This window comes from Lysinibacillus sp. JK80, from assembly GCF_027557635.1.
Lineage (GTDB): Bacteria > Bacillota > Bacilli > Bacillales_A > Planococcaceae > Lysinibacillus > Lysinibacillus capsici.
Genome location: NZ_CP058997.1, coordinates 1,179,319 through 1,199,886, shown reverse-complemented (window position 1 = coordinate 1,199,886; position 20,568 = coordinate 1,179,319). Strand labels below are relative to the sequence as shown.

Here is a 20,568-nt window from a genome sequence, read left to right as displayed (position 1 = left end):
TCAGGTATAGTAATCTTCATATTTACTTGTAACTGCTGCATTTATTTTGCCTCCAACCTAAGGGAATTTAATATCATTGGTAAGTATTCGTTGTTTAATATGATTGCTTCCGTAAAAATAGAAGCATTTTATAGTTTTTATAAAAAAAAGCATCCACTCCAAATAGAGTAGATGCTTTTGTGTTTCTATTCTTCAATGAGTTCTAAAAGATCACTAATTTCGCATTCCAATGCTTTGCATAATGATCCAAGTGTATCACGTTGGTATTGTTTAGCTTCATCGTTGTACATTTTACGAACTGTTTCAAATTTTAAATCAGCAAGTTCTGCACATTTTCGGATGGAAATTCTCCTCTCATCCAAGATTATTTTTAACCTTGATTTTGCTCGAGTACTCACAATATCACCTCTCCTATAATTTTATACTAAAAATAATAACAAAGCGACAATGAAATATAGTTGACAATAAAATATAGTCAGTGATATATTTGTGACAACAAAATATAGTCATCTGTAGAGAAGTAAAGTTATAGGTATTAAAGGGAAGTGAGGTGAAAACGATGGCATTTGAATACTTAGCGCAATACACAACATTTGAATCAGTAGCAGATATGGACATCGCTGTAGAGAATCACATGGCAGCTCATTACTATGACTTAACGGAAAGTGAACGTGCAATCGTTTTCAAGCTTGCTAGTCATTCATTGGAATACCCAGGTGCTTGTCATTTGAAAGCTGCTACTATTGCTGCAGCATTGGAAATCAGCACGAAGACAGTTTACCGTGCTATTTCAAACTGGAATCGCTAGGAATCATTAAGAGACAGAAAACTACAAAGGTAAAGGGAGGACGTGGTGCAAATATCTATATTATTTTGCTGTACCAATTAGAAGCATGTGAAAGCCATTATGAGCCTTTTGAGGAATGTGAGGGTGTTCCATTACATGAAGCATATAACCAGGCTCATGCTGAAAAAGAAGCATGCAAAGAGTTCATGAATGAGTATCAACAAATGCTATTTGAATTTAAGTACTCATTGCCTATCCCAGATAACGTAAAAGACGATTTGCACAAGGTTGTATTAGCATCCAATGTAAGTAACATTCGGGAATTTATATTGGCCAAGAACATCATCTTTAAAATCGCTAATGAAATTAAAGAAGGTGTGCTTATGGTCACTAAAACCATACGTGCCATATTCCTAGGGGCTCATAAGAAGGCGTTACAACGTAGAGATGGGCATATATCAACGATAGCTCAAAAACACGTAAATGAGCGTCCGATGCCCTTCTACAACTGGCTAACTGAACGAGATGGACCAACTAATAGTATTTTAATATGAAGGAAGTGAGGACACATGAAAGTAACCGCTAAAGAATGGTGTGTCATGTCAGAACACAACAAGCAATTACTACTACATGCAGTAGCAAACAAATAAACAGTGAAAGAAGGTATCAGAATGGAACAAGTAGCAGAAAAGGTAAAATCATTAGTACATGAAAATAGTCACAATGCCTATAACTTATCAGCACAAATGATTCAATTAGAAGTTGTCCAGGGTGCTGTGGCACGATTGATAGTAAGACTTGATGATATAGTTCACAAAGGTTGGGATAAAGACCGGGGAATGGCTTGTCTTGTGATTGATGAAATACGAGATACTGTTCGTTTAATTGATATGGGATTCTATCCATTGTTTAAAGAAATGTCAAAAGATATTGAAACCCTAAATATTCATGCTGAAGAATTATATAAAATGGTTATAAAAAGTGAACAAAAATATAAAAGACGATGCGCCAACATGACTAAGGAAATACAATCTAAATAACACTTTAACACAAAGATGGGGATTGCTCAAAATTGCGAAGTCCTTAAAATAAAAGTTAAAGATGACCACAAAAATATAGTCAACTACTACAGGTTTCTTTGTTATGAGAATAGTAAGATAATTTTCTGCTTATTTGTCAAGTTGAGAAGGTGATTATTTCCTATTGTCGAAGCGAAGTAGGAGAGAGGGGGATAATATATGACAAAATATAATAAAGAGATAGTTAATTTACAGGAACAACTATTTTTAGCTCAATTAGATGAAAAATTAAAAGAGTATGAAAAGGTTGTCTTAGAAAAAGAAAAAAAAGCATTGTTAGCACCAAATACAAAAGCTACCTATTTACTGCATGCGAGTAACTTTGTTCGTTGGTGTAATGGTGAATTTATGCCAGGTGATAGAAATAAAGATAGTTAACCAAAATTACAATTATACAATCTGGGTACAATGCTGTAACAAGCGAAATCTTTATTAATAGAGCTACTAATATAATTGAATAACAAAAAAGATTGGGGCAAATTGCCTCAATCTTTTTTTAACTCACACATTCCTGTACACACGCTCGCCGTATTTTTTAGCCCCAATCTAGCCCCACTTAGCCCCAAAAACATGCCGTAAAATACATTAACATTCGTTGCTCAAAATGGGTGATATTATCAGAGGCGTTGATATATCAATGTTTTAAAGGCATTACGTAGTCAACGTGCATTGCTTCTATTTTACATTCGGATAAATCATTGTTGCTGGGTCTACATATTCATCGAACTGTTCTTCTGTAAGTAAGCCACTTGCGATGGCTGCTGCCTTTAAGGTCGTGCCTTCTTTGTGGGCCTGTTTTGCGATTTTTGCTGCGTTTTCATAGCCAATATATGGGTTTAACGCTGTTACAAGCATTAATGAATTTTGTAAATTATGATCGAGTACCTCTTTGTTTGGCTCAATGCCTACTGCACAATGGTCGTTAAATGATTTCATTGTATCCGCTAATAGGCGAGTTGATTGTAAGAAGTTGTAAATGATGACTGGTTTAAAGACGTTTAATTCAAAGTTACCTTGAGAAGCGGCGAAGGCAATCGTTGCGTCATTTCCAACTACTTGCGTGACGACCATTGTCATTGCTTCACTTTGGGTAGGGTTTACTTTACCTGGCATAATGGAAGAGCCTGGTTCGTTTTCTGGGATCGTAATTTCCCCAATACCTGAACGAGGACCACTTGCTAGCCAGCGAACGTCATTGGCAATTTTCATTAAATCAGCCGCTAAAGCCTTTAATGCACCGTGTGCTACAACTGCTTCATCATGACTCGTTAGGGCATGGAATTTATTTGCAGCTGATGTAAATTGTTTGCCTGTTAGCTCACTAATTTCCTCAGCCACACGATCACCAAATTCAGGGTGAGCATTGATTCCTGTACCGACCGCTGTTCCACCAATTGCAAGCTCCTTCATATAGTCAATATTTTGGATAATCATATGCTCTGATTTTGAGAGCATGGCAGCCCAACCACTAATTTCTTGACCTAATGTGAGAGGTGTCGCGTCCTGTAAATGCGTACGACCAATTTTAATAATGTCCTTAAATTGAGCTGCTTTATTTTCCAAAGTTGCCTTTAGTAAACGTAGTCTTGGTAATAAATAATCTTCCACTTTTAAAACAGCCGCAATATGCAATGCTGTTGGGAATGTATCATTTGAGCTTTGTGATTTATTGACATCATCATTTGGATGAATACGGTCCGCTTCACCAGCATCCTCTAATAATTGATTCGCACGGTGAGCAATGACTTCATTCACATTCATATTGGATTGTGTACCACTACCAGTTTGCCAAACCACAAGAGGGAATTGATCATCCCATTGACCATTTAAAATTTCATCTGCAGCCTGCACGATGGCATTTGCTTTAATATCAGAAAGTTTGCCTAGTTTATTATTCGCAATCGCCGCACTTTTCTTTAGGATCGTCATAGCTTGCACAAGCTCGATTGGCATTTGTTCTGTACCAATTTGGAAATTTTCTTTACTGCGCTGTGTTTGCGCGCCCCAAATTTTATTAGCAGGTACTTTAATTTCACCCATAGTGTCTTTTTCAATACGATAATCCATGTCAAAACAGCTCCTTTAGTATGTAAAGTTCTCCTCATGTACAGATAAAAACGGATACTCTTAGTCTGATGTAAGAATATCCGTTTGATACATGCTTATTCAAAAAAGAGGGGGATTCTGAATGAAGCAATTTGGAAAAAGAAATAATCTATTGATAATGATAATTGTTATCAATTAAAAAGTCAACGGTTTTGCTTGAAGAAATTTAAAGTGAATGATTCGCAATCATTACCTATTTTATTCCCGACAATTAAGGGAATAAACCATGTTTTAGTTGATTATCTCTTTTTCTTTCCAAGCTCTTTAAGAGGCTGCTTTTTAGGGATTTTTTCGAATAATATCTTCACATGAAAATTGTTGTCATCAACTTGAAGTACCTCCAACACCTTTGCCTTGCGCCCTTTAATGCGAATATCTTCTTCCACAGTAGGTAGCTTGACGAGCAATTGACTTAAAACAGACGTCTTGTTTTCGTAGTAATGCGTCACAAACATCGCGATTCTCCTTCTGACTTTTGATTGTTACTCAATTTATGAGCGAGGGATAATAGTTAGAACTTTGGAGATGGTGAGCAAAGAATGAATGAAACCGCTCGAAAAGCTGTTAGAGGTGATCATAAAGAGAGGAAACCCGCTCATCGAGTTACTGAAGGTAATCATAAAATGAGAGAGCCAAGCACAGAGGAAAACTAGTAATTAGTTTCCTATAGAAGTTTATAACTTAGTGAGGGGAAAGAGGCGTAGAATCCCATACAATACTTAATAGTCATATTGTGGGTGAATGGAATAAATATATTTTACATTTCGGGTTGGTTAATTATGTTAATATCACGTTATATTAACATAATTAGATAGTAAAGAAAAGGAGGCGAGTAAGTAGAATGACAAATAATATCATTGAACAAGCAAAACGAGGGTTGGAGGGTTTTGCTATTGGGGGTTATCATACTAGCGGAAATTTTAGTAAGTATCGGGAGGATTACTATAAATATTTTGGAGATCCAGATGATGAAACAAGAAAATACGCTATAGCTGCATTTACTTGTATGCTGGGTACTTGGGAAACGGGTTCTCTTCAGATATTTCAGCCCATACAAGAGTGGGAGGAAAATAAAAAATGGAGCTCAAATCCATTAGACCAGAAGCGATTTTATCGTTTAAAAGATTATCTTTATGCATTGTTAGCACATCATGAGCAGATAGAGAAAGAATTCCCCTATATGTATAAAGATATTGTTTTATTTTTAATAAAAATAGAAATAAATCAAGGGATCAGATATGAGGAATGGTTTCCAGAGCATAACCCGAATTTGTTTCAGCGATTAAGAGAAGAAATTTTAATACCTAAACAACATTTGGTAGATAAAAGAAGTCATCGGAAATTCTTATTAAAAGAAATAGGTATTGAGCCTTTTTTTGAATCGGATCAATTTGGGTAATGAAAGTAATCCAAAAGTGGATGGAATCGCTCAGAAAGGAAACCAAGGTGATCGAAAAGAGAGGCACCCCGCTTATTCAGCAAGCCACTGCGAAATAAAATTGCAATGGAAAACACTACTGCATGTTGCAGGGAAATCATTCACTTAATCAGTTAGAGAGGAGGTCAATGTCCGCTTATTTTATAAGAAAATCAAAAATATGACATGATTTTACCTTTAGAAATTGCGACTTTCGACATGTTTTTTATTTATTTCTCGGGAAATATCTCATAGTGTATAGTGAAAATGATAGGGACTTCGTAAGCTGTTTTAGGCTATTTATGTGGTGGCTGGATCGAATGGATACATAAAAAGGTGTAATTTTAATCAAACAGGTGGGTGGAATACGTTTCAGCTAGGGGGATGTTCGCTATAATAAGAGTAAGGAGGAAATGAAATGTATTTAAAATCATGTAAGGTGTTACAGGATACGATTCCCAATAAACAGGAGTATCCTTTTAATATACCAAGCTTGCAGGATTTGCATGAGCTGGAGTTCCCAACGAATGTGACGTTCTTTGTTGGGGAAAATGGTTCGGGGAAATCAACATTACTGGAGGCGATTGCTGATCGTTGCGATTTCAATACGGCTGGTGGCGGTCGTCAAAATTTATATGAAGTACATAAGGCGGAATCTTCATTGGGGGAATATATCCGTTTGTCGTGGCTGCCGAAAATATCGAATGGGTTTTTCCTTCGATCAGAAACATTTTATCAATTTGCCAGTCATATTGATTTGATAGAAGATCCAAGGAGATATAACGCTTTTGGTGGGAAATCACTACATCATCAATCTCATGGTGAATCCTTTCTTGCGTTATTTATGAATCGTTTTAAGGGTAAAGCCATTTATTTATTGGATGAGCCTGAGGCGGCATTGTCACCAACGAGGCAGCTGAGCTTGCTGAAAATAATGAAGGACCTTGAGCATGAGGCACAATTTATTATTGCTACACACTCACCCATTTTGCTTGGCTATCCGAATGCAACGATTTATAGTTTTGATCAAGGAGAAGTTGAATCTATTCGCTATGAGGATACCATTCATTACATTGTGACTAAACGTTTTTTGGATGCACCACAGTCGATATTAAGAGAGTTATTTGATGAGGAGAGGGAATCATGAATCAACGAAAAGGCTTAATCATGCGAGAAATTCGATTGGATGAAATGGCACAGTCCATTGATTTACTGAATTATGTCTTTCAAATGTCAATGTCCATTCACAAGGATCGTCGCTTTGTGAATGCTAAGAGTAGGCAATTTAATGAAGGGCATGCTATCGGGTGGTTTGATGGTTCACAGCTTGTATCGCAAATTTTAAGTTTGCCTTTTGAGGTGAATGTGCATGGCAAGATTTATGAAATGGGTGGCATCACAGCAGTTGGGACATACCCTGAATATTCAGGGCATGGCTTAATGGAGAGCTTGATAATTGAAAGTCTGCAAAGTATGCGAAATGAAGGACAGTATATATCCTATTTATTTCCATATTCTATCCCTTATTACCGCAAAAAGGGATGGGAAATTATGAGTGATATTGTGGAATTTCAAGTGAAGGATACACAGCTTCCACATTATGCAGGGCTTAATGGGAAAATTCGCCGAGTTGATCCGAAGCATGAGGATGTGGTGGATATCTACGCACGTTATGCGCAGAAAACGCACGGGGTAATGGTGCGCAATAGTATTGCCTGGAACGAGAAATTTCAGGAGGATTTCTGGGAGGAGAAATTTATAGATAGTGATGTGAACCTTCAGGCAGCGGTCTACTATGATGAAGAAGATGTGGCACAGGGCTACATGTTCTATCGTATTATGGAGGAAAATTATTACATTGATGAAATCGTCTATTTGCAGGAAGAGGCTCGTAAAGGTTTATGGAATTTCGTCTCGGCTCACAGCTCGATGGTCTACAATGTCTACGGGAAAACAACCGGTAATGAAGCGGTAGCCTTTCTATTAGAGGACAGTGAGATCATTCAAAAGGTATCGCCTTATTTCATGGCAAGAATCGTCGATGTCAAAGAATTTTTACTGCGCTATCCATTTATTGGTCAGAATTTCGAGCTTCAGCTAGCTGTCAGTGATCGCACTGTGGCGTGGAATAATGGCACCTACATCATCAAAATGAAAGATGGAAACCTTTCTGTGCAGAAGGTAAGTGAGACGTTGGACATGAATGCTGTGCATTTAACAGTGCAAACACTGGCTACTATGCTGTTAGGCTACAAACGTCCAACCTATTTAGAAAGAATTGAACGATTACAGGGACGTGCAGAGGAAATTGCATTGCTCGAGGCGGTTTTACCAGTAGGTATCCCAACATTTATTGATTATTTTTAAGTGGTATGGTAAGAGCCATAACGTTGACGGTTATGGCTGCCACGCCTCTTTTAACAGCTCAATGCCCAGCTTGATTTCTTCCAACGCTAATTTACTAAAGCCTAATTGCAGCATTGGTTCCTCATTTTTTTGATGGATAAAAAAGGGGCTTGTCGGATAAACCTTCACACCGTAAGTCGCCGCTCGTTGGATCAGCTGCTGCTCGGAAAGCGGAGACTTTATCTTCACTAATACATATAGTCCTGATTGCTCGCCTAACACGGATATTTGCTGACCGAAATGTCGTTGTAGCTCCTGTACAAGGTGCTGCATTTTTTGTTTATAGGTCAAACGCATTCGTTTAATATGGCGTGACCATTCTCCCTGCGCCATAAATTGGGCCATTGTGCGTTGATGGAGGGACGAAGCATTTTGTTCAAAATGAGCAAAACGCTCTTTATAGGGCTGAACAAGTGCATTTGGTAGCACCATATAGCTTAAACGCACACCTGGTAAAAACGATTTGGAGAAGGTGCCGAGATAGATTACCCTTGATGAGTCGATGGAAGCAAGGGCAGGAAATGGCTGTTGCGTATAGCGAAACTCTCCATCATAATCATCCTCTAGAATATAACCATCGACTTGTTGAGCCCATTGTATTAAGGTCTGTCGCTGCTGAATAGACATGGACACACCGTATGGGAAATGATGTGACGGGGTGACATACATTAAGCGTGATTGACAGTTTTGGAGTATGTCAAGTTGAGCTCCTGTTTCCATTACAGGTAGTGGCTCTATTTCGAAGTGATGTAACTGGAAGGCTTCACGTGCACCATCATAGCCAGGGTCTTCCAAAAGAATGCTTGGGAAAGATTCTTTTAGTAAAAAGCCAAGATACAAGAGCATTTGCTGTGTGCTACTACCAATAACGATATTGTCGCTCGTTGTATAAACCCCTCTTGCTTGCAGTAAATATTGCACAAGCTGCTCCTTTAGCACTGATTCTCCAAACAGTTCTCCATATTCGTAACAGGTTGATTCCTGTAATACTTGATTGGCAATTTGGCGCCATATTTTCATGGGAAAATGTTGCTGATCGACAGCCCCAGCGCGAAAATCTACAAGATAGGATGCAGCCTTCTTTTTTGGCTGTGTCGTAGGGGGCTGTTCCTGCTCCTTTAGAAAAACCTGCTCTAGTGCATTGACGAAATAGCCTTTTCGTCCCTCCCCACGTATATATCCTTCTGCTACAAGCTGTTCATAAGCGGTTAATGTAGTATTACGACTGACCTGTAAAGTATCTGCAAGTTTTCGTATAGAGGGCAGGGAATCATCTGTTTGAAGTGAACCTTGCATAATAAGTGCTTTAATTTGCTGGTACACTTGCTTATATTTTGCCTCTTTTTCTGTTAATAGAAAGATAAAATCGTCCATAAGGCACCACCTTGACATGTTAAAATGTTTGGAACTGTTTCTTTTGGAATGTCAGATTATTTACTACCATCATACTAGAAGGACAATCAAAATGAAATGGAGATTAAAATATGAAAATTTGTATGGTGACACAGCAAACGATGAGAGACGTAGTCCCATTATTTAATGCCTATCGTGAATTTTATGGACAATCATCTGATTTACAGCAAGCTGAGCAGTTTATACAGGAGCGAGTAATGGGAGCAGAGTCTATTATTTTCCTGGCATATTTGGAGGAGGAGCCAGTTGGATTTGCACAATTGTTTCCAGTCTTTTCATCCGTAGCTATGAAACGAGCGTTTCTCTTAAATGATTTATTTGTGGCGAAACAAGCCAGAAAACAAGGTGTAGCACAGGCGTTGATGGAGCAATGCTATATCTATTGTCAGCAGGAAGATGCTCGTTACATGATGCTAGAAACTGCCAGAGATAATGTCCAAGCACAGAAGCTCTATGAAAAAATGGGCATGACGATTGATGAAACTGTTTATTATTACAGTATTTATTGGTAATTTTTTTCGATGTGACTATAAATCTAAGTTTCAGCCCCCACCATTGATTGTGACTATGGTGGGGGCATTGTGGTTATGCGTGGCTCATCCATCCTGCGAAGAGACCTGAGGAGAAAAAGCGGGTAATATTTTGAAAGCCCGCTTCACTTAATAGCTGTTGGATTTCTTGATCGGAGAGGAAGGAAATATTCATGATGCCCTTGCCCATGCTATCTACCTTTTCTTTTGTATAGCCGGCCTCTAAAAAGTAGCTTTGCCATATTTTGATGCGATCTTGTAGCTCGTCACTTTCTCGTTCTCCGTAGGCACAAGCGAGGACAAAGGGCTTTCCAGGTTTTAATTGCTTGTGAATATTTTGCAGTAGATGGAGTTTCTCCTGTCGATCTTCAATAAAATGAAGAACTAGGATACAGCTTGCCGCATCGAATTTCGGTGTTGATTGGGGTAAGCGCTCAATTGTTCCTTGTAGTAGCTGAACGCGACTTTCAATATCCAGTTGCACGGCTTTATGTTGTGCAATTTGGAGCATTTCCTCAGATGGATCAACCCCAGTGAACATCCATTTAGGGTTTGTTGGTCCCCATGCAGAAAGCTCGTTGCCCCCACCAGCTCCTACAACAAGCAGGGATGCTTCTTGTTCTCCTAAATGCATGCGGAAATAGGCTTGTGTCACGGCAAATAATGTGTCATAGGCAGGCACTGAAATTCTTGTGCTGTGCTCATATGTTTGTGCCTTTTCTAATAAATGTGTAGGTAATGTACGCATTGTGATAGCCTCCAGTGTTTTATCATCTCTATTACAGACCTTTAATATCTGTAATAGAGTATAAATGAAAATAACTGAAAAGACAAAGGAGAAGCCCTTTGACTTCGTTTTTTTATTGTAAAACATTTAATAATTAACAATAAAGATAAATAATTTAATGTTTATCGTTAAATAACTATTGAAAAAAATGGCACTTTCTTCTATGCTTGTAGTAAACAGGAGGGGAAATAAGATGATGAATAGTTTAATCAGTGCCATTTTGCAAGTGATGTTATTTTCAGTGATTCCGTTTATTTGGTGGCTTTGTACAGCGAGAAAAAAACAGCCCTTTTTAACGTGGATAGGATTGCAAAAGCCTATTATTGTGCACAAGGGAAGGTATGCTATGTACATTGTACTTTCTACTTTCACGATGTTAATACCGAGCTTTGCGCTAGTCTTTTTCTATATTGATCGCTCCTTGCTAGCGGCGAATCAATTCGCGGGACTTGGAGCTGCTGCCGTCATTCCAGCACTTTTCTACGCTATTATTCAAACAGGTTTATCAGAGGAGCTATTATTTCGCGGCTTTTTATTAAAGAGATTGATGAAGATTTTTGATTTTCAAGTAGCAAATCTCTTGCAAAGTATTGTTTTTGGCTGTGTTCATGGGGCCATGCTATGGTCGGTGCTTCCGCTTCATGTAATCTTATTAGTTGTGCTTACTACAGCGCTTGCTGGCTATGTGATGGGCTGGGTGAACGAACGAATTGCTGGAGGTTCCATTGTCACTAGCTGGAGTATCCATAGTATTGTAAATTTCATAGCGGCGTGCTTGTATATGTTTAAATTTTGACTTATTTGCATTTCTTTGCTGTCACTTGCATAATAGGGCAGAGAAGATTTTTTCGTGAAGGGACGTGCAAGCATGACAGAGTGGCCTAAGGGAGTAGCAAAACCAGCAATTCGCGCATTACATGCAGCGGGCTATACAGAATTGAAGCAGCTAGAAAGAGTTGAGCTTTCTACATTAGCTCATCTTCATGGAATGGGTCCAAAAGCTTTAGCAGCGATTGAGGCGGCACTAAAGGAAAGTAGGGAACTTCGTGAATAAGCTGACATTGTTTTTACTGGCGATGGTTGTCTATTATATCCTCGTTGTAGTCGTTATTAGCAAGCTGTTTATTATTCCTATTATGAAAGTGATGGCTCTTATCTTTTTTATAGGGGCAGGCTATATCTTTTCTCGTAAAATGCGTAGGAAATTACAGTAGGAGGTAATATGAAAATTGTTAAATTAACATTCTTTTATTTAGCTATTATTTTATTGGCATTGACGCTGTCCTTAGCGGGTGTTCGTCTATCCATCTCTCTTGGGATATTTGCATTAATTGCGGTAGGGATGATTTATCGCCATATACATATTTTATATCGCACAAACAATATGGAGCAGGTGGATAAATGGGTTAAAAATCACCGAAAAGAGCCTATATTTGCTGCTCTCTATGCATCAGCTTACGGGACAAAAGAGGAACAGATTCAGGCAATCGATGTCATCATCCATCATTATAAGCAGCCAGCCATTAAGTACAATTACCTCTTTATTAAGGCCATTATGGAGGAGAATCTTGGTGCTGCTAAAGTAGCCGCAAGACAAATTGATAAGGAGCCTTTAACTAGCTATGCACTATGCTATATTGCTGCGCTGGAAGGTCGAGCGGCCGATATGAGAAGTGATAAATTAACACAGCCGTGGATGCAACCTGCAATTGAAGCGATCTATGCCTGTACAATAAAGGATCAGGCTAATTTCCGCCAATTCGCGGATGCTAGCATCCAACAAGCACGTGGCATACAGAAATACGGTTTAATACATAATTTTAAGCAAATGGAAGATGAATTGGTAAAGGCATAATGGAAGGGCTACTTGATAACAGTATCAGGTAGCCTGATTTTGTGTCAGAAATCATAAATTATTTCAATGAGGTGAAAATGTTTGTCTAAAATGGATCATATGATGCAGATTTTATGGATGTTGAATTCAGGTAGGAAAATTACCGCGAAAGAAATCGCTGAAAAATTAGAGATTAATATTAGATCCGTTTACCGCTATATTAACTCACTTTCTGCCAGTGGTGTGCCGATTATAGCTGAAACAGGTCATCATGGAGGATATACCCTGTTGAATAATTTTATTAAAAGTCCTCTTATTTTTGATGTTGATGAGAAAGCGGCATTACTTCATGCTTCTATTTTTGCAAAAGAAGCTGGCTATTTTTTAGATGAGGCATTAAACAGTGCAACAGCAAAGCTTACAATGTATTCAAATCAAGAGCAAGAAAAAATGATTCAACAGCATTTACAAGGTTTCGAGATAATCGGTCCTGATGAATCCTCCTTGGAGCCACTGTTAAAAAAATTAGAAGAGAGTATAGTAAAGGGAACATCTATAGAAATGGAATACCATACTAATAATGAAGAGCAATCTAAGTCTAGGGTGGTTAATCCATATGGTTTGGTTTATTGGAAACAAAACTGGTATGTCGTTGCATTTTGTCATGTAAGAAATGAAATCCGTACTTTTAAAGTAGGCCGAATTAGTAGTCTGCATCAAACAGGCATTCCCTTCCAACGACCACAATCTTTCTCTGCCAGTGATTTTTTTATGAAAAGCCTTTTTCCCCAAGCCGAAGATAAACAGAACCTTGTGCCCTTCATCATTTGTGGAAAGACAAGTGCTGTGGATGCAATCAGTCAGCATTGGTTTTTAAAGTATCACCTCCAAGAACGCACCAATAAGAACGCAATATTTTTAGTAGATGAGGAAGCACTACATACCTATGTACCCTATTTACTTTTTCCCTATGGAAAATCAATCCAAGTAGTAGAACCAATAAGTCTAAAGCAAAAGATAATTGACGTTCTATATGAGCTCATACATTTTTATGAAAATGAAAACTTTACTGACGGAGAATGTCAGTAAAGTTTTTTTATACTAAGCATAGTTTCAATAAAAGGAGTGTTTATTATGCAGACAAGAAAAGTGTATCTTTATGTATTTGATACGATGGCAGATTGGGAGATAGGGTATTTAATGGCCGAATTAAATACAGGTAGATATTTTAAAAAGGGATTAGAGCCTTTAGAGGTGATGACAGTAGGGATTGATAGAAGTCCAGTTACGACGATGGGTGGCATCACCATACTTCCAACGATGGCCGTTGCTGAATGTCACTTGAATAGCATGGATGTCTTGATTCTTCCAGGAGGCAATACATGGCTAGAATCTATTCATGAGCCTGTATTGAATGAAGTCTCAAAAGCGTTGAACGAAAATGTTTTCGTAGCTGCAATTTGTGGTGCAACATTTGGTCTCGCAAAGGTTGGTTTGCTTGATAGAAGACAACATACGAGCAACGATCTCGAATACTTGAAGATGCTTTGTCCACATTATATTGGGGATGAACATTTTAAACAGAAGCCAGCCGTAACTGAAGGGAATTTAGTAACGGCATCTGGCATTGCACCGTTGGATTTTGCCTACCATGTTTTGAGGCTGCTCGATGTTTTTACACCTGAAACATTACATGCTTGGTATAAGCTTTATGAGACGCAGGAGAAAAAGTATTTTTATGAATTAATGACATCCATTGAATAATAATTAGTCTAAGAAGAGCATGTTCATTGTTAAAACATGCTCTCTTTTTTTACATTAACTTTTTTTAGCCAACAAAATGCCTCGCACAATCCCTATCATGAAGATGCCAAATAACAGCAGTAAAAATAAGTAAGCATGCCATTGTTGTAAAATACGTTCACGACCTAGAGCTACCGTCAGGTCATTGAATAGGGAGTAGGTAAAATACAATAGAATACTATTTTTGATGAGACAAAACGTAAGGATGCCATTTTGTCGCTGTTTATGGGAGAGCGGTGCTTTATTTTTACGCATCACAGGATAAGCTGCCTTTATCTCTAAATAGTGTAAGAGTAGAAAGAGCATAAGAGCGACAAAGGGTAAATAAAAAATAGCAATTTTCGGACCGAATTGGGCATGGTCATTCGTGAAGTTTTGCAAGACAGGAATCATGGCAGGGAGCTTGCCGTATTGAATGAGTGTCGCTGTAATGCCGGCTAGAAAAATAGTCGCCACAATAACCGTTAGCTGGTGACAAAAGCGTGGTGTGGGTGTTTTTTGTTGTATATGCATCCTTGCTCCTCATTTCCATCATCATTGATAATAACAATCTGTTATACTGTATCATAGAATGATTGCTTTTTGTGTTAGAGAAAGAAGGATATTATGGAATACTTGTTGTTTTTACTTATTGGCATCATTGGGAATGTCATTGGTACGTTAGTTGGGGGTGGTGGCTTAATTACCTTGCCAACGATGATGCTAATGGGTGTACCCGTCCATTCGGCTATTGGCGCAAATAAAGTGTCCAATATGGTGAGTGCTTTTTCAAGCTTTTATACAATTTATCAACGTAAGGAATTAGCATGGAACGAAATGCGTTCGGTGTTACTTGTCTCTTTAATCGGAGGTACATTGGGGGGACTTTTCGCTTCATTCATGAGTAGTCAATCATTAACGTTCATTGCTATTATTTTACTTGGCTTTGCGCTTGTCATGTCCTTTATGGGTGGAGCTGATTTTGGCGACAAGGAACGTTTTACGATGAATCGAAAAAACGGTCCTATCCTTCTTGGAGTTGGCTTTTATGACGGTATGTTTGGTCCGGGCAGTAGTACATTGGCGCTTTATACATATGCACATGAGAAGATTTCCTATATTAAAGCCGTGGGGCTATCACGGGTAGGGGTATTTGCAATGTGCTCAGGAGCAGCGATTACCTATATTGCTACAGGGAAAATCGAATGGCCGTTAACGCTTATTTTAATGATTGGCTCGACGATTGGTGCACAAATTGGGCTTGTGCTAGCCAGAAAAGTGAAAGCACATCAGGTAAAGCTTTTACTGCGTATTGTAACGATTGTGCTGATTATACAGCTTGTTTATGATTTCATCCATCAGCTTTAGGAGGTGATTGTCCTGTTTGAAATTTCACCCTATCCAACCTTTTCGTGGTCGTTATCGCGTCATAAAACATTGACAAGCTGTGCCCGCAAATACGGCTATGAATATTACTTTTCACATAACGGGTGGCTCAGTTACAATGTGGAGCCATATCATCAACAGGTGTATCGCTTAAAAAAGCTGCAATCGATGCCTATTTTATTTGGGCAAATTGTCCATCGATACATTGAGCAGGCCATTAATGATTATTTACAAACAGGAAAAGCTCCAACAGTAGAGGAGCTAATTCAATTGGGGCGCGGGCAGCTGAATGCAGCCTTTATTGACTCCACTCGTCGTCTTGAATTTTGGAGGCAAAAACCAAATAAGTATTATATGATGCAGGAAATCTATTATCATGGCACCCTTTCTCCTGAGCTTGTGCAAGACTATAAAGAACGTTTACGACTAGTTTTTAATCATTTTTTAATGAGTGAAACATTCCAGCAAATCACCTCACAAAAAGGCTCTCTCCGTATCGGAGAACCAGAGCAATTCCGCTCCATGAAAATAGAAGATGTCCAGGTATTCGTTGTTATGGACTTTCATTATTATGATGAATTGAGGGATAAATGGATTATTGTTGACTGGAAGACCGGTAGAGAATCTGATGATGACCGTCAGCAATTAGCCCTCTACGCTTACTATGTTCAGCAAAAATACCGTGTGTCTCTAGCGCAAATCGAGGTCTATAATGAATATTTATTAACAGGCAAGCGCAAGAAATATAGTTTTACAGACATCGATATGGAGAACATTTTGTATACGTTTCAGCGCAGTGTTTTAGAAATGAAAAAGTATCAGGCTGATATTTTTTCCAACGAGCCCGTGGACATCGAGGACTTTGAACAAACACAAGAAAAATGGCATTGTCGGGGCTGTAATTTTAGGGAGTTATGTGCGCAGAAATATGATGAAAAATTGAGCAAGTGACCAAAAAGTCATCGAAATGGTCGCTTGCTTCATTTTTATCCTTTTTGGTTAAATGACTATATGTGTTGATTGTCATTTTTATATCAGAGTGACCGAGTTGCTCCTGTATGATCTTAAAATTTACATACCGACTGACCATAAATGAGGCATATGAATGTCGTAATGCGTGAAAATTCAACTTTGGTAAACTGTACTTTTCAATAATTCTTCTCCAAGCAAGATTTATAGCAGCAGGTTTTGATGGATTACCATCTGATTTTTGTAAAGTTTAAGTTTAAGGGAGTTCCATCATCATCTTTTATCAGATTCCAAGCATCACTCTTTTCATTTTTTAGTTCCTAATAGCCATCAACAAATAACTTTAGTTCACGCATCAAACTCTTTGGGACGTTAACTAATCGAGGCTTTTTGTTTTTTGGGGGTAAAATTTTTAGTTTTCTAACTTCAATATCAAATTGAAGGGTTTTGTCTACATAGATAGTATTATTTTCAAAATCAAAAGATTCCACACATAATCCTGCTATTTCTGCTAGTCGTAGTCCAACCATTGCTGCCAACTTAATCTGGAGCTTGAGTTTAGGATTTACGTTTTCTAATACTCTGAAAAGATGTTTTAACTGTTCTTCGTTGTAAAATTCTAAGTCCTTCTTTTTAGGTTCCAAACGAGAAGATTTAATGTTTGTCCATAGGATTATCTTTAATTAATTTCCATTCAATCCCTTTAGAGAAGATGCTTTTTAAAACAGTATATTGTCCTTTTGCTTCACTAGGACATCTTTCTCTCCATCTTTTTAGACATTCTACTAGATATAGGGTTTAGATGTTAGAATGTTTATAGTCACCTAAATCCTCTATAATACATTGATCAATAAAATTTGCAAATTTAATATTTTCAACTTTTCATCTTCTTTATTTAATACTTCGATTTCAAAATCTGTAATAGCTTCCTTTATTGCATATTGCACGATCAGACATGGATTTCGTACGTATGGTTTTAGTATATCTAAGTCGTTTACCAGTGTCTTCATCATACCCATGTTCAACAGTAACTTTTATTCGAGGTTCTCCTTTCTTGGTAGGTGGTAAAACTACATATAAATCCTACTTACTCTTGTACCCTTCAAGAGCTTCATCTAAAAAGTCTTCAGTTACGTTAAGAAAATCAGCTAGCTCATAACGATTCACTATTTGTAATTTATGAGCTTGTATTATTTTTGAAAAGGAAACAAGTATCATGTATCCCAATCCACGTGCTCTCAACTCTTGTGGAAACTCTGTTCCGCCACCATTTGCCGAAGCATTTGTATGAGCAAATTTACCTGAGATGTGTGCAACTAGCAGTAGATACGCAATGAATATTTGATAAATTTTGTAGAGAAGGGAGAATGGAAATGAACAACATAGTTATCCACGAATTAAGGAGGAAGTTGCAGCTATTTTAAAACAATCACCAGCAGAGCCCACATTTGAAGATACAGTTATAGAAGGAAAAGAAAGACGTTATACAATAATTAATGAGCTTGATGTTGAAAAGTATTTAAACATTGGAGAGCGACAAGAACTAGCGATTGTGTTAGTTAGGATCTCCCAAACATTAAGAATGGGATAAACCGTTGGGAAAGAGTTGCAGATTTTCCTTAGAGTTAATGAACAATATGCTATTTCTTTTCATATTTTTTACTATCCCATGCCCAATTTAAAAAAGCATAAACAATTACTGCCCATAAAGAAAAGAAGAGATTATTAAGAAAATCCCAATTACCTTTTTTGAAATAATCCGAAACAGATAAAAGTAAAAAAAGTATAACGAAGTAAACAATATTCAAGTATTTTCTGATAAATGTCATTAGAATCACCTTAATATGTATTTTGTGTAAATTATAACATAAAAAGTCTTAGTGATTTGTGACTTAATGCTTCTAGCCAATGATGACTACTACCAAAACCTAAAACGCATCATCAAGACTGTGGAAGACCTATACAACGAGTTAGGTGAGGATATGCATACCATTGTAGATATGCGTTACTGGATACAGATGACTGTTATGAATGCGAGGACATAGCCGATAAGCTTATATTTCACGTCATAAGGTATTGTGTAAACGTAACATTTTAATAGATAAAACAGCAGAAAGTATTGGTTGGGTTTAAAATTTATTTCATTTCATTTGTATTTTTTAACACTACTAAAGTCATGTTTTATTATAAATTAAATATTATTATAGTAGAATCTTGATTTGAAAAAATAGATGATTCAATATAAGAACCTTCATCATTAAAGAATGGAGGTTCTTTGGCAATGAATTGGTGATTTAACACTTTATAAATTGTAACTATTTGTCATTTAATAAAAGGTAATTAAATACTATTTAAGTTTATTTTGTAAAATTATACAATTGCGGTGTACCCAGAAAAATAAAGGAGTGGAAAAATGAAGAAATTTAGCGGATTATTGATAGTTTTATTTATGACTATATTAGTAATTCCTGTAACAGCAAAAGCTAACGATGATATTTTATCGGAGTTAGTAAAAAAGAGGCACAAGATTACTGTGGTGTTTACACTCTAAGTCCAATGGACGGTTTTGAACCTATAGAAGTGCCTGAAGGCGAAATTCCAACTGATGAAATAAACTTTGCTGAAGAGAACGAGGCAATGAAAGCAGCGTCACCGATGAAAGATCAGGTGGCAACATCATCCTCTGGTTCAAAGATTGTAATGCCAGCAGCTAAAACTAGAAATTACGGTTATTGTCATATTTATGAGTATCATATGAAGTTTTCTAAGGGGAAAATAAAATATGAAACTCAAGTAAACAATGAATGGAAATCACAATTCAAATATGCTTATTATCCAGCAAAATCTATGGATATCGCAATGGAAGTAATAAATGGAACAGACGAACTGTTAAAAGATCCTACAGTTAAAGATCGTTATACAAAAGAATTTATTTCGTTTAAAGAAGGACAAAGAGTTAGGGTTGCAATTCAAAAAGGGAGTTCATGGTCAGGGTCATATTCAAAGTATGATTGGATTATTGTATCAATGTTCCCTGTATTCTAAATGTGTGTTATAATCTATATTATGGAAATTTTTAAAGAAAGTGACTATGGTATGGAAAATAATAAAATTATACAAAATGTGAAACAAACTATTTCTGGGATTGAAATTGGGTATTTTACCACTGCCAAAAACTATATTTATGATGAGTATTTTAAATATTTTAATGATGATGATAAAGAAACTAAAAAATATGCATTATTAATTTTTACATGCATGTTAGGCAACTGGTTTAATAAGTCTACTTTTGTCTTTAAACCTGAAAAGGAACGTTTAAAATACAACAATGAAAAAGGAACAAAATTTTTTAATTTTGAGGATTATATAACTTCATTGTTAGATAACTATCAAAATATTAAACAAGAATTTCCTTATATGTTTGAGATTATTGTTGTGTATTTAATTTTGATAGAAAAGGATAAACATATGATTTATGAAGAATGGTTTCCAGAAATTAATCCGGAAATATTTCAAGAACTTAGGGAGAAAATTTTAATTCCCAACAAAAATCTGGTCGATGATTGTCATCCAATAAAATATTTATTTAGAGAAGTTGGAATTAAACCTTTTTTCAAAGGTGATTTTTTTGATGAATAAATACTAAAACCACATTTCAAATGTACAGCACCCCCTAAGTTAGGCCAAAAATCTAACTTTTAGCCTGTAGACCTCGAGGACTTTGAACAAACACAAGAAAAATGGCATTGTCGGGGCTGTAATTTTAGGGAGTTATGTGCATCAAGGTGAAAAAGAAGCGAGTGCTAATATAGCCTCTCGCTTCTTTTTAAGTGATTTTCGTAAAGTGAGTTTTTGTGCTTTTTTTAATAAAGTAAAGAAAAATTAATTGCACAAGTAAAACGATTAGAAACATGATGCCCAAAATAATGAATGAAACCATTTTCACTTCAGGTGTTTGCACAATCCCTGCACCATCAACATTTCTTGCCCCAATAAATACGGCGATGCCAGAAAAGATCAATAACCATACAATATTTACAGCCCACCAAATTATTTTCATACCCAATATGAA

27 protein-coding genes are annotated in these 20,568 nt (G+C 37.0%); 18 read left to right on the top strand and 9 right to left on the bottom strand.

The genetic code is table 11. The features are described 5' to 3' along the window. Positions 1 to 185 precede the first annotated feature (185 nt). The gene (locus tag HXV90_RS06490; protein WP_269898659.1) at positions 186 to 398 is read right to left on the bottom strand and encodes a helix-turn-helix domain-containing protein; all 213 of its coding nucleotides are present in this window, start codon (positions 396 to 398) and stop codon (positions 186 to 188) included. 161 nt (positions 399 to 559) lie between these two features. Between HXV90_RS06490 and HXV90_RS06485 the strand changes: the two genes are divergently transcribed. From HXV90_RS06485 to HXV90_RS06470, 4 genes are all read left to right on the top strand, one after another. Continuing rightward, entirely contained in the window at positions 560 to 808 is a 249-nt protein-coding gene (locus HXV90_RS06485; RefSeq protein WP_269898658.1) for a helix-turn-helix domain-containing protein, read from the top strand. A 203-nt stretch (positions 809 to 1,011) separates the two neighbouring features. Then, entirely contained in the window at positions 1,012 to 1,341 is a 330-nt protein-coding gene (locus HXV90_RS06480; RefSeq protein WP_269898657.1) for a hypothetical protein, read from the top strand. A 117-nt stretch (positions 1,342 to 1,458) separates the two neighbouring features. Then, the gene (locus tag HXV90_RS06475; RefSeq protein WP_269898656.1) at positions 1,459 to 1,827 is read left to right on the top strand and encodes a hypothetical protein; all 369 of its coding nucleotides are present in this window, start codon (positions 1,459 to 1,461) and stop codon (positions 1,825 to 1,827) included. Positions 1,828 to 2,025: 198 nt separating this feature from the next. Beyond that, positions 2,026 to 2,244 carry a hypothetical protein gene (locus tag HXV90_RS06470; protein ID WP_269898655.1) on the top strand — a complete coding sequence of 73 codons (219 nt, stop codon included), beginning with the start codon at positions 2,026 to 2,028 and terminating at the stop codon, positions 2,242 to 2,244. 297 nt (positions 2,245 to 2,541) lie between these two features. Here HXV90_RS06470 and fumC read toward each other — a convergent pair whose 3' ends face one another. Both fumC and HXV90_RS06460 read right to left on the bottom strand, forming a co-directional pair. Continuing rightward, positions 2,542 to 3,933, bottom strand: a complete 1,392-nt coding sequence (gene fumC, locus HXV90_RS06465) for a class II fumarate hydratase (protein WP_269898654.1) — start codon at positions 3,931 to 3,933, stop codon at positions 2,542 to 2,544. Positions 3,934 to 4,211: 278 nt separating this feature from the next. Beyond that, on the bottom strand, positions 4,212 to 4,427 hold the full coding sequence (locus HXV90_RS06460) for a hypothetical protein (protein WP_004228943.1): 216 nt from the start codon (positions 4,425 to 4,427) through the stop codon (positions 4,212 to 4,214). 386 nt (positions 4,428 to 4,813) lie between these two features. Between HXV90_RS06460 and HXV90_RS06455 the strand changes: the two genes are divergently transcribed. From HXV90_RS06455 to HXV90_RS06445, 3 genes are all read left to right on the top strand, one after another. Further along, positions 4,814 to 5,371, top strand: a complete 558-nt coding sequence (locus HXV90_RS06455) for a hypothetical protein (protein ID WP_048390525.1) — start codon at positions 4,814 to 4,816, stop codon at positions 5,369 to 5,371. A 436-nt stretch (positions 5,372 to 5,807) separates the two neighbouring features. Further along, positions 5,808 to 6,536 (top strand): AAA family ATPase, encoded by a 729-nt coding sequence (locus tag HXV90_RS06450; protein ID WP_009370969.1) that lies wholly within the window; start codon positions 5,808 to 5,810, stop codon positions 6,534 to 6,536. Continuing rightward, complete coding sequence (locus HXV90_RS06445; protein WP_048390529.1) at positions 6,533 to 7,756, top strand: GNAT family N-acetyltransferase; 1,224 nt, start codon at positions 6,533 to 6,535, stop codon at positions 7,754 to 7,756. The genes HXV90_RS06450 and HXV90_RS06445 overlap by 4 nt, the downstream gene beginning before the upstream one ends. A 30-nt stretch (positions 7,757 to 7,786) precedes the next feature. On the opposite strand, the gene pdxR is transcribed toward HXV90_RS06445, so the two are convergent. Then, complete coding sequence (pdxR, locus tag HXV90_RS06440) at positions 7,787 to 9,169, bottom strand: MocR-like pyridoxine biosynthesis transcription factor PdxR (protein ID WP_269898653.1); 1,383 nt, start codon at positions 9,167 to 9,169, stop codon at positions 7,787 to 7,789. A 110-nt stretch (positions 9,170 to 9,279) separates the two neighbouring features. Here pdxR and HXV90_RS06435 point away from each other — a divergent pair, with 110 nt between their 5' ends. Further along, on the top strand, positions 9,280 to 9,720 hold the full coding sequence (locus HXV90_RS06435; protein WP_259948926.1) for a GNAT family N-acetyltransferase: 441 nt from the start codon (positions 9,280 to 9,282) through the stop codon (positions 9,718 to 9,720). A 73-nt stretch (positions 9,721 to 9,793) separates the two neighbouring features. Here HXV90_RS06435 and HXV90_RS06430 read toward each other — a convergent pair whose 3' ends face one another. Beyond that, complete coding sequence (locus tag HXV90_RS06430; protein WP_066037488.1) at positions 9,794 to 10,486, bottom strand: class I SAM-dependent methyltransferase; 693 nt, start codon at positions 10,484 to 10,486, stop codon at positions 9,794 to 9,796. Between the two features lie 232 nt (positions 10,487 to 10,718). On the opposite strand from HXV90_RS06430, the gene HXV90_RS06425 reads away from it, so the two are divergent. From HXV90_RS06425 to HXV90_RS06400, 6 genes are all read left to right on the top strand, one after another. Further along, entirely contained in the window at positions 10,719 to 11,321 is a 603-nt protein-coding gene (locus tag HXV90_RS06425; protein ID WP_004228915.1) for a CPBP family intramembrane glutamic endopeptidase, read from the top strand. A gap of 72 nt (positions 11,322 to 11,393) precedes the next feature. Further along, entirely contained in the window at positions 11,394 to 11,579 is a 186-nt protein-coding gene (locus HXV90_RS06420; RefSeq protein ID WP_048390683.1) for a helix-hairpin-helix domain-containing protein, read from the top strand. Further along, positions 11,572 to 11,739 carry a hypothetical protein gene (locus HXV90_RS06415; protein WP_016993359.1) on the top strand — a complete coding sequence of 56 codons (168 nt, stop codon included), beginning with the start codon at positions 11,572 to 11,574 and terminating at the stop codon, positions 11,737 to 11,739. Before HXV90_RS06420 ends, HXV90_RS06415 begins: the two co-directional genes overlap by 8 nt. 8 nt (positions 11,740 to 11,747) lie before the next feature. Then, positions 11,748 to 12,380: a hypothetical protein gene (locus tag HXV90_RS06410; RefSeq protein ID WP_259948934.1), complete on the top strand. Its 633-nt coding sequence runs from the start codon at positions 11,748 to 11,750 to the stop codon at positions 12,378 to 12,380. Between the two features lie 81 nt (positions 12,381 to 12,461). Beyond that, complete coding sequence (locus HXV90_RS06405; protein WP_259948936.1) at positions 12,462 to 13,448, top strand: helix-turn-helix transcriptional regulator; 987 nt, start codon at positions 12,462 to 12,464, stop codon at positions 13,446 to 13,448. A gap of 45 nt (positions 13,449 to 13,493) precedes the next feature. Then, entirely contained in the window at positions 13,494 to 14,123 is a 630-nt protein-coding gene (locus HXV90_RS06400) for a type 1 glutamine amidotransferase family protein (protein WP_269898652.1), read from the top strand. A 54-nt stretch (positions 14,124 to 14,177) separates the two neighbouring features. Here the strand turns inward: HXV90_RS06400 and HXV90_RS06395 are convergent, their stop codons facing one another. Then, entirely contained in the window at positions 14,178 to 14,675 is a 498-nt protein-coding gene (locus tag HXV90_RS06395) for a DUF1648 domain-containing protein (protein ID WP_269898651.1), read from the bottom strand. Positions 14,676 to 14,768: 93 nt separating this feature from the next. Here HXV90_RS06395 and HXV90_RS06390 point away from each other — a divergent pair, with 93 nt between their 5' ends. After that, positions 14,769 to 15,509: a sulfite exporter TauE/SafE family protein gene (locus tag HXV90_RS06390; protein WP_004228897.1), complete on the top strand. Its 741-nt coding sequence runs from the start codon at positions 14,769 to 14,771 to the stop codon at positions 15,507 to 15,509. Positions 15,510 to 15,521: 12 nt separating this feature from the next. After that, the gene (locus HXV90_RS06385; protein WP_333474126.1) at positions 15,522 to 16,478 is read left to right on the top strand and encodes a PD-(D/E)XK nuclease family protein; all 957 of its coding nucleotides are present in this window, start codon (positions 15,522 to 15,524) and stop codon (positions 16,476 to 16,478) included. Here the strand turns inward: HXV90_RS06385 and HXV90_RS23505 are convergent. Further along, positions 16,432 to 16,680, bottom strand: a complete 249-nt coding sequence (locus HXV90_RS23505; protein ID WP_442916338.1) for a tyrosine-type recombinase/integrase — start codon at positions 16,678 to 16,680, stop codon at positions 16,432 to 16,434. The genes HXV90_RS06385 and HXV90_RS23505 overlap by 47 nt on opposite strands. A 649-nt stretch (positions 16,681 to 17,329) precedes the next feature. Then, positions 17,330 to 17,509 (bottom strand): hypothetical protein, encoded by a 180-nt coding sequence (locus HXV90_RS06380; protein WP_250783401.1) that lies wholly within the window; start codon positions 17,507 to 17,509, stop codon positions 17,330 to 17,332. A 1,543-nt stretch (positions 17,510 to 19,052) separates the two neighbouring features. Here HXV90_RS06380 and HXV90_RS06375 point away from each other — a divergent pair. Then, positions 19,053 to 19,541: a hypothetical protein gene (locus HXV90_RS06375; RefSeq protein ID WP_269898649.1), complete on the top strand. Its 489-nt coding sequence runs from the start codon at positions 19,053 to 19,055 to the stop codon at positions 19,539 to 19,541. A 51-nt stretch (positions 19,542 to 19,592) separates the two neighbouring features. Next, positions 19,593 to 20,135, top strand: a complete 543-nt coding sequence (locus HXV90_RS06370) for a hypothetical protein (RefSeq protein WP_225340902.1) — start codon at positions 19,593 to 19,595, stop codon at positions 20,133 to 20,135. A 187-nt stretch (positions 20,136 to 20,322) separates the two neighbouring features. Here the strand turns inward: HXV90_RS06370 and HXV90_RS06365 are convergent, their stop codons facing one another. Continuing rightward, a complete protein-coding gene (locus HXV90_RS06365; protein WP_259949182.1) occupies positions 20,323 to 20,556 on the bottom strand; it encodes a DUF3923 family protein in 234 nt (77 codons plus the stop codon). Positions 20,557 to 20,568: the final 12 nt, after the last annotated feature.

What these genes read in the sequence shown, in the direction of transcription:
- HXV90_RS06485 (WP_269898658.1), top strand. Translation starts at nt 560, where the DNA reads ATGGCATTTGAATACTTAGCGCAATACACAACATTTGAATCAGTAGCA.
- HXV90_RS06480 (WP_269898657.1), top strand. Translation starts at nt 1,012, where the DNA reads ATGCTATTTGAATTTAAGTACTCATTGCCTATCCCAGATAACGTAAAA.
- HXV90_RS06475 (WP_269898656.1), top strand. Translation starts at nt 1,459, where the DNA reads ATGGAACAAGTAGCAGAAAAGGTAAAATCATTAGTACATGAAAATAGT.
- HXV90_RS06470 (WP_269898655.1), top strand. Translation starts at nt 2,026, where the DNA reads ATGACAAAATATAATAAAGAGATAGTTAATTTACAGGAACAACTATTT.
- fumC (WP_269898654.1), bottom strand. Translation starts at nt 3,933, where the DNA reads ATGGATTATCGTATTGAAAAAGACACTATGGGTGAAATTAAAGTACCT.
- HXV90_RS06460 (WP_004228943.1), bottom strand. Translation starts at nt 4,427, where the DNA reads ATGTTTGTGACGCATTACTACGAAAACAAGACGTCTGTTTTAAGTCAA.
- HXV90_RS06455 (WP_048390525.1), top strand. Translation starts at nt 4,814, where the DNA reads ATGACAAATAATATCATTGAACAAGCAAAACGAGGGTTGGAGGGTTTT.
- HXV90_RS06450 (WP_009370969.1), top strand. Translation starts at nt 5,808, where the DNA reads ATGTATTTAAAATCATGTAAGGTGTTACAGGATACGATTCCCAATAAA.
- HXV90_RS06445 (WP_048390529.1), top strand. Translation starts at nt 6,533, where the DNA reads ATGAATCAACGAAAAGGCTTAATCATGCGAGAAATTCGATTGGATGAA.
- pdxR (WP_269898653.1), bottom strand. Translation starts at nt 9,169, where the DNA reads ATGGACGATTTTATCTTTCTATTAACAGAAAAAGAGGCAAAATATAAG.
- HXV90_RS06435 (WP_259948926.1), top strand. Translation starts at nt 9,280, where the DNA reads ATGAAAATTTGTATGGTGACACAGCAAACGATGAGAGACGTAGTCCCA.
- HXV90_RS06430 (WP_066037488.1), bottom strand. Translation starts at nt 10,486, where the DNA reads ATGCGTACATTACCTACACATTTATTAGAAAAGGCACAAACATATGAG.
- HXV90_RS06425 (WP_004228915.1), top strand. Translation starts at nt 10,719, where the DNA reads ATGATGAATAGTTTAATCAGTGCCATTTTGCAAGTGATGTTATTTTCA.
- HXV90_RS06420 (WP_048390683.1), top strand. Translation starts at nt 11,394, where the DNA reads ATGACAGAGTGGCCTAAGGGAGTAGCAAAACCAGCAATTCGCGCATTA.
- HXV90_RS06410 (WP_259948934.1), top strand. Translation starts at nt 11,748, where the DNA reads ATGAAAATTGTTAAATTAACATTCTTTTATTTAGCTATTATTTTATTG.
- HXV90_RS06400 (WP_269898652.1), top strand. Translation starts at nt 13,494, where the DNA reads ATGCAGACAAGAAAAGTGTATCTTTATGTATTTGATACGATGGCAGAT.
- HXV90_RS06395 (WP_269898651.1), bottom strand. Translation starts at nt 14,675, where the DNA reads ATGCATATACAACAAAAAACACCCACACCACGCTTTTGTCACCAGCTA.
- HXV90_RS06390 (WP_004228897.1), top strand. Translation starts at nt 14,769, where the DNA reads ATGGAATACTTGTTGTTTTTACTTATTGGCATCATTGGGAATGTCATT.
- HXV90_RS06380 (WP_250783401.1), bottom strand. Translation starts at nt 17,509, where the DNA reads ATGATGAAGACACTGGTAAACGACTTAGATATACTAAAACCATACGTA.
- HXV90_RS06375 (WP_269898649.1), top strand. Translation starts at nt 19,053, where the DNA reads ATGGACGGTTTTGAACCTATAGAAGTGCCTGAAGGCGAAATTCCAACT.
- HXV90_RS06370 (WP_225340902.1), top strand. Translation starts at nt 19,593, where the DNA reads ATGGAAAATAATAAAATTATACAAAATGTGAAACAAACTATTTCTGGG.
- HXV90_RS06365 (WP_259949182.1), bottom strand. Translation starts at nt 20,556, where the DNA reads ATGAAAATAATTTGGTGGGCTGTAAATATTGTATGGTTATTGATCTTT.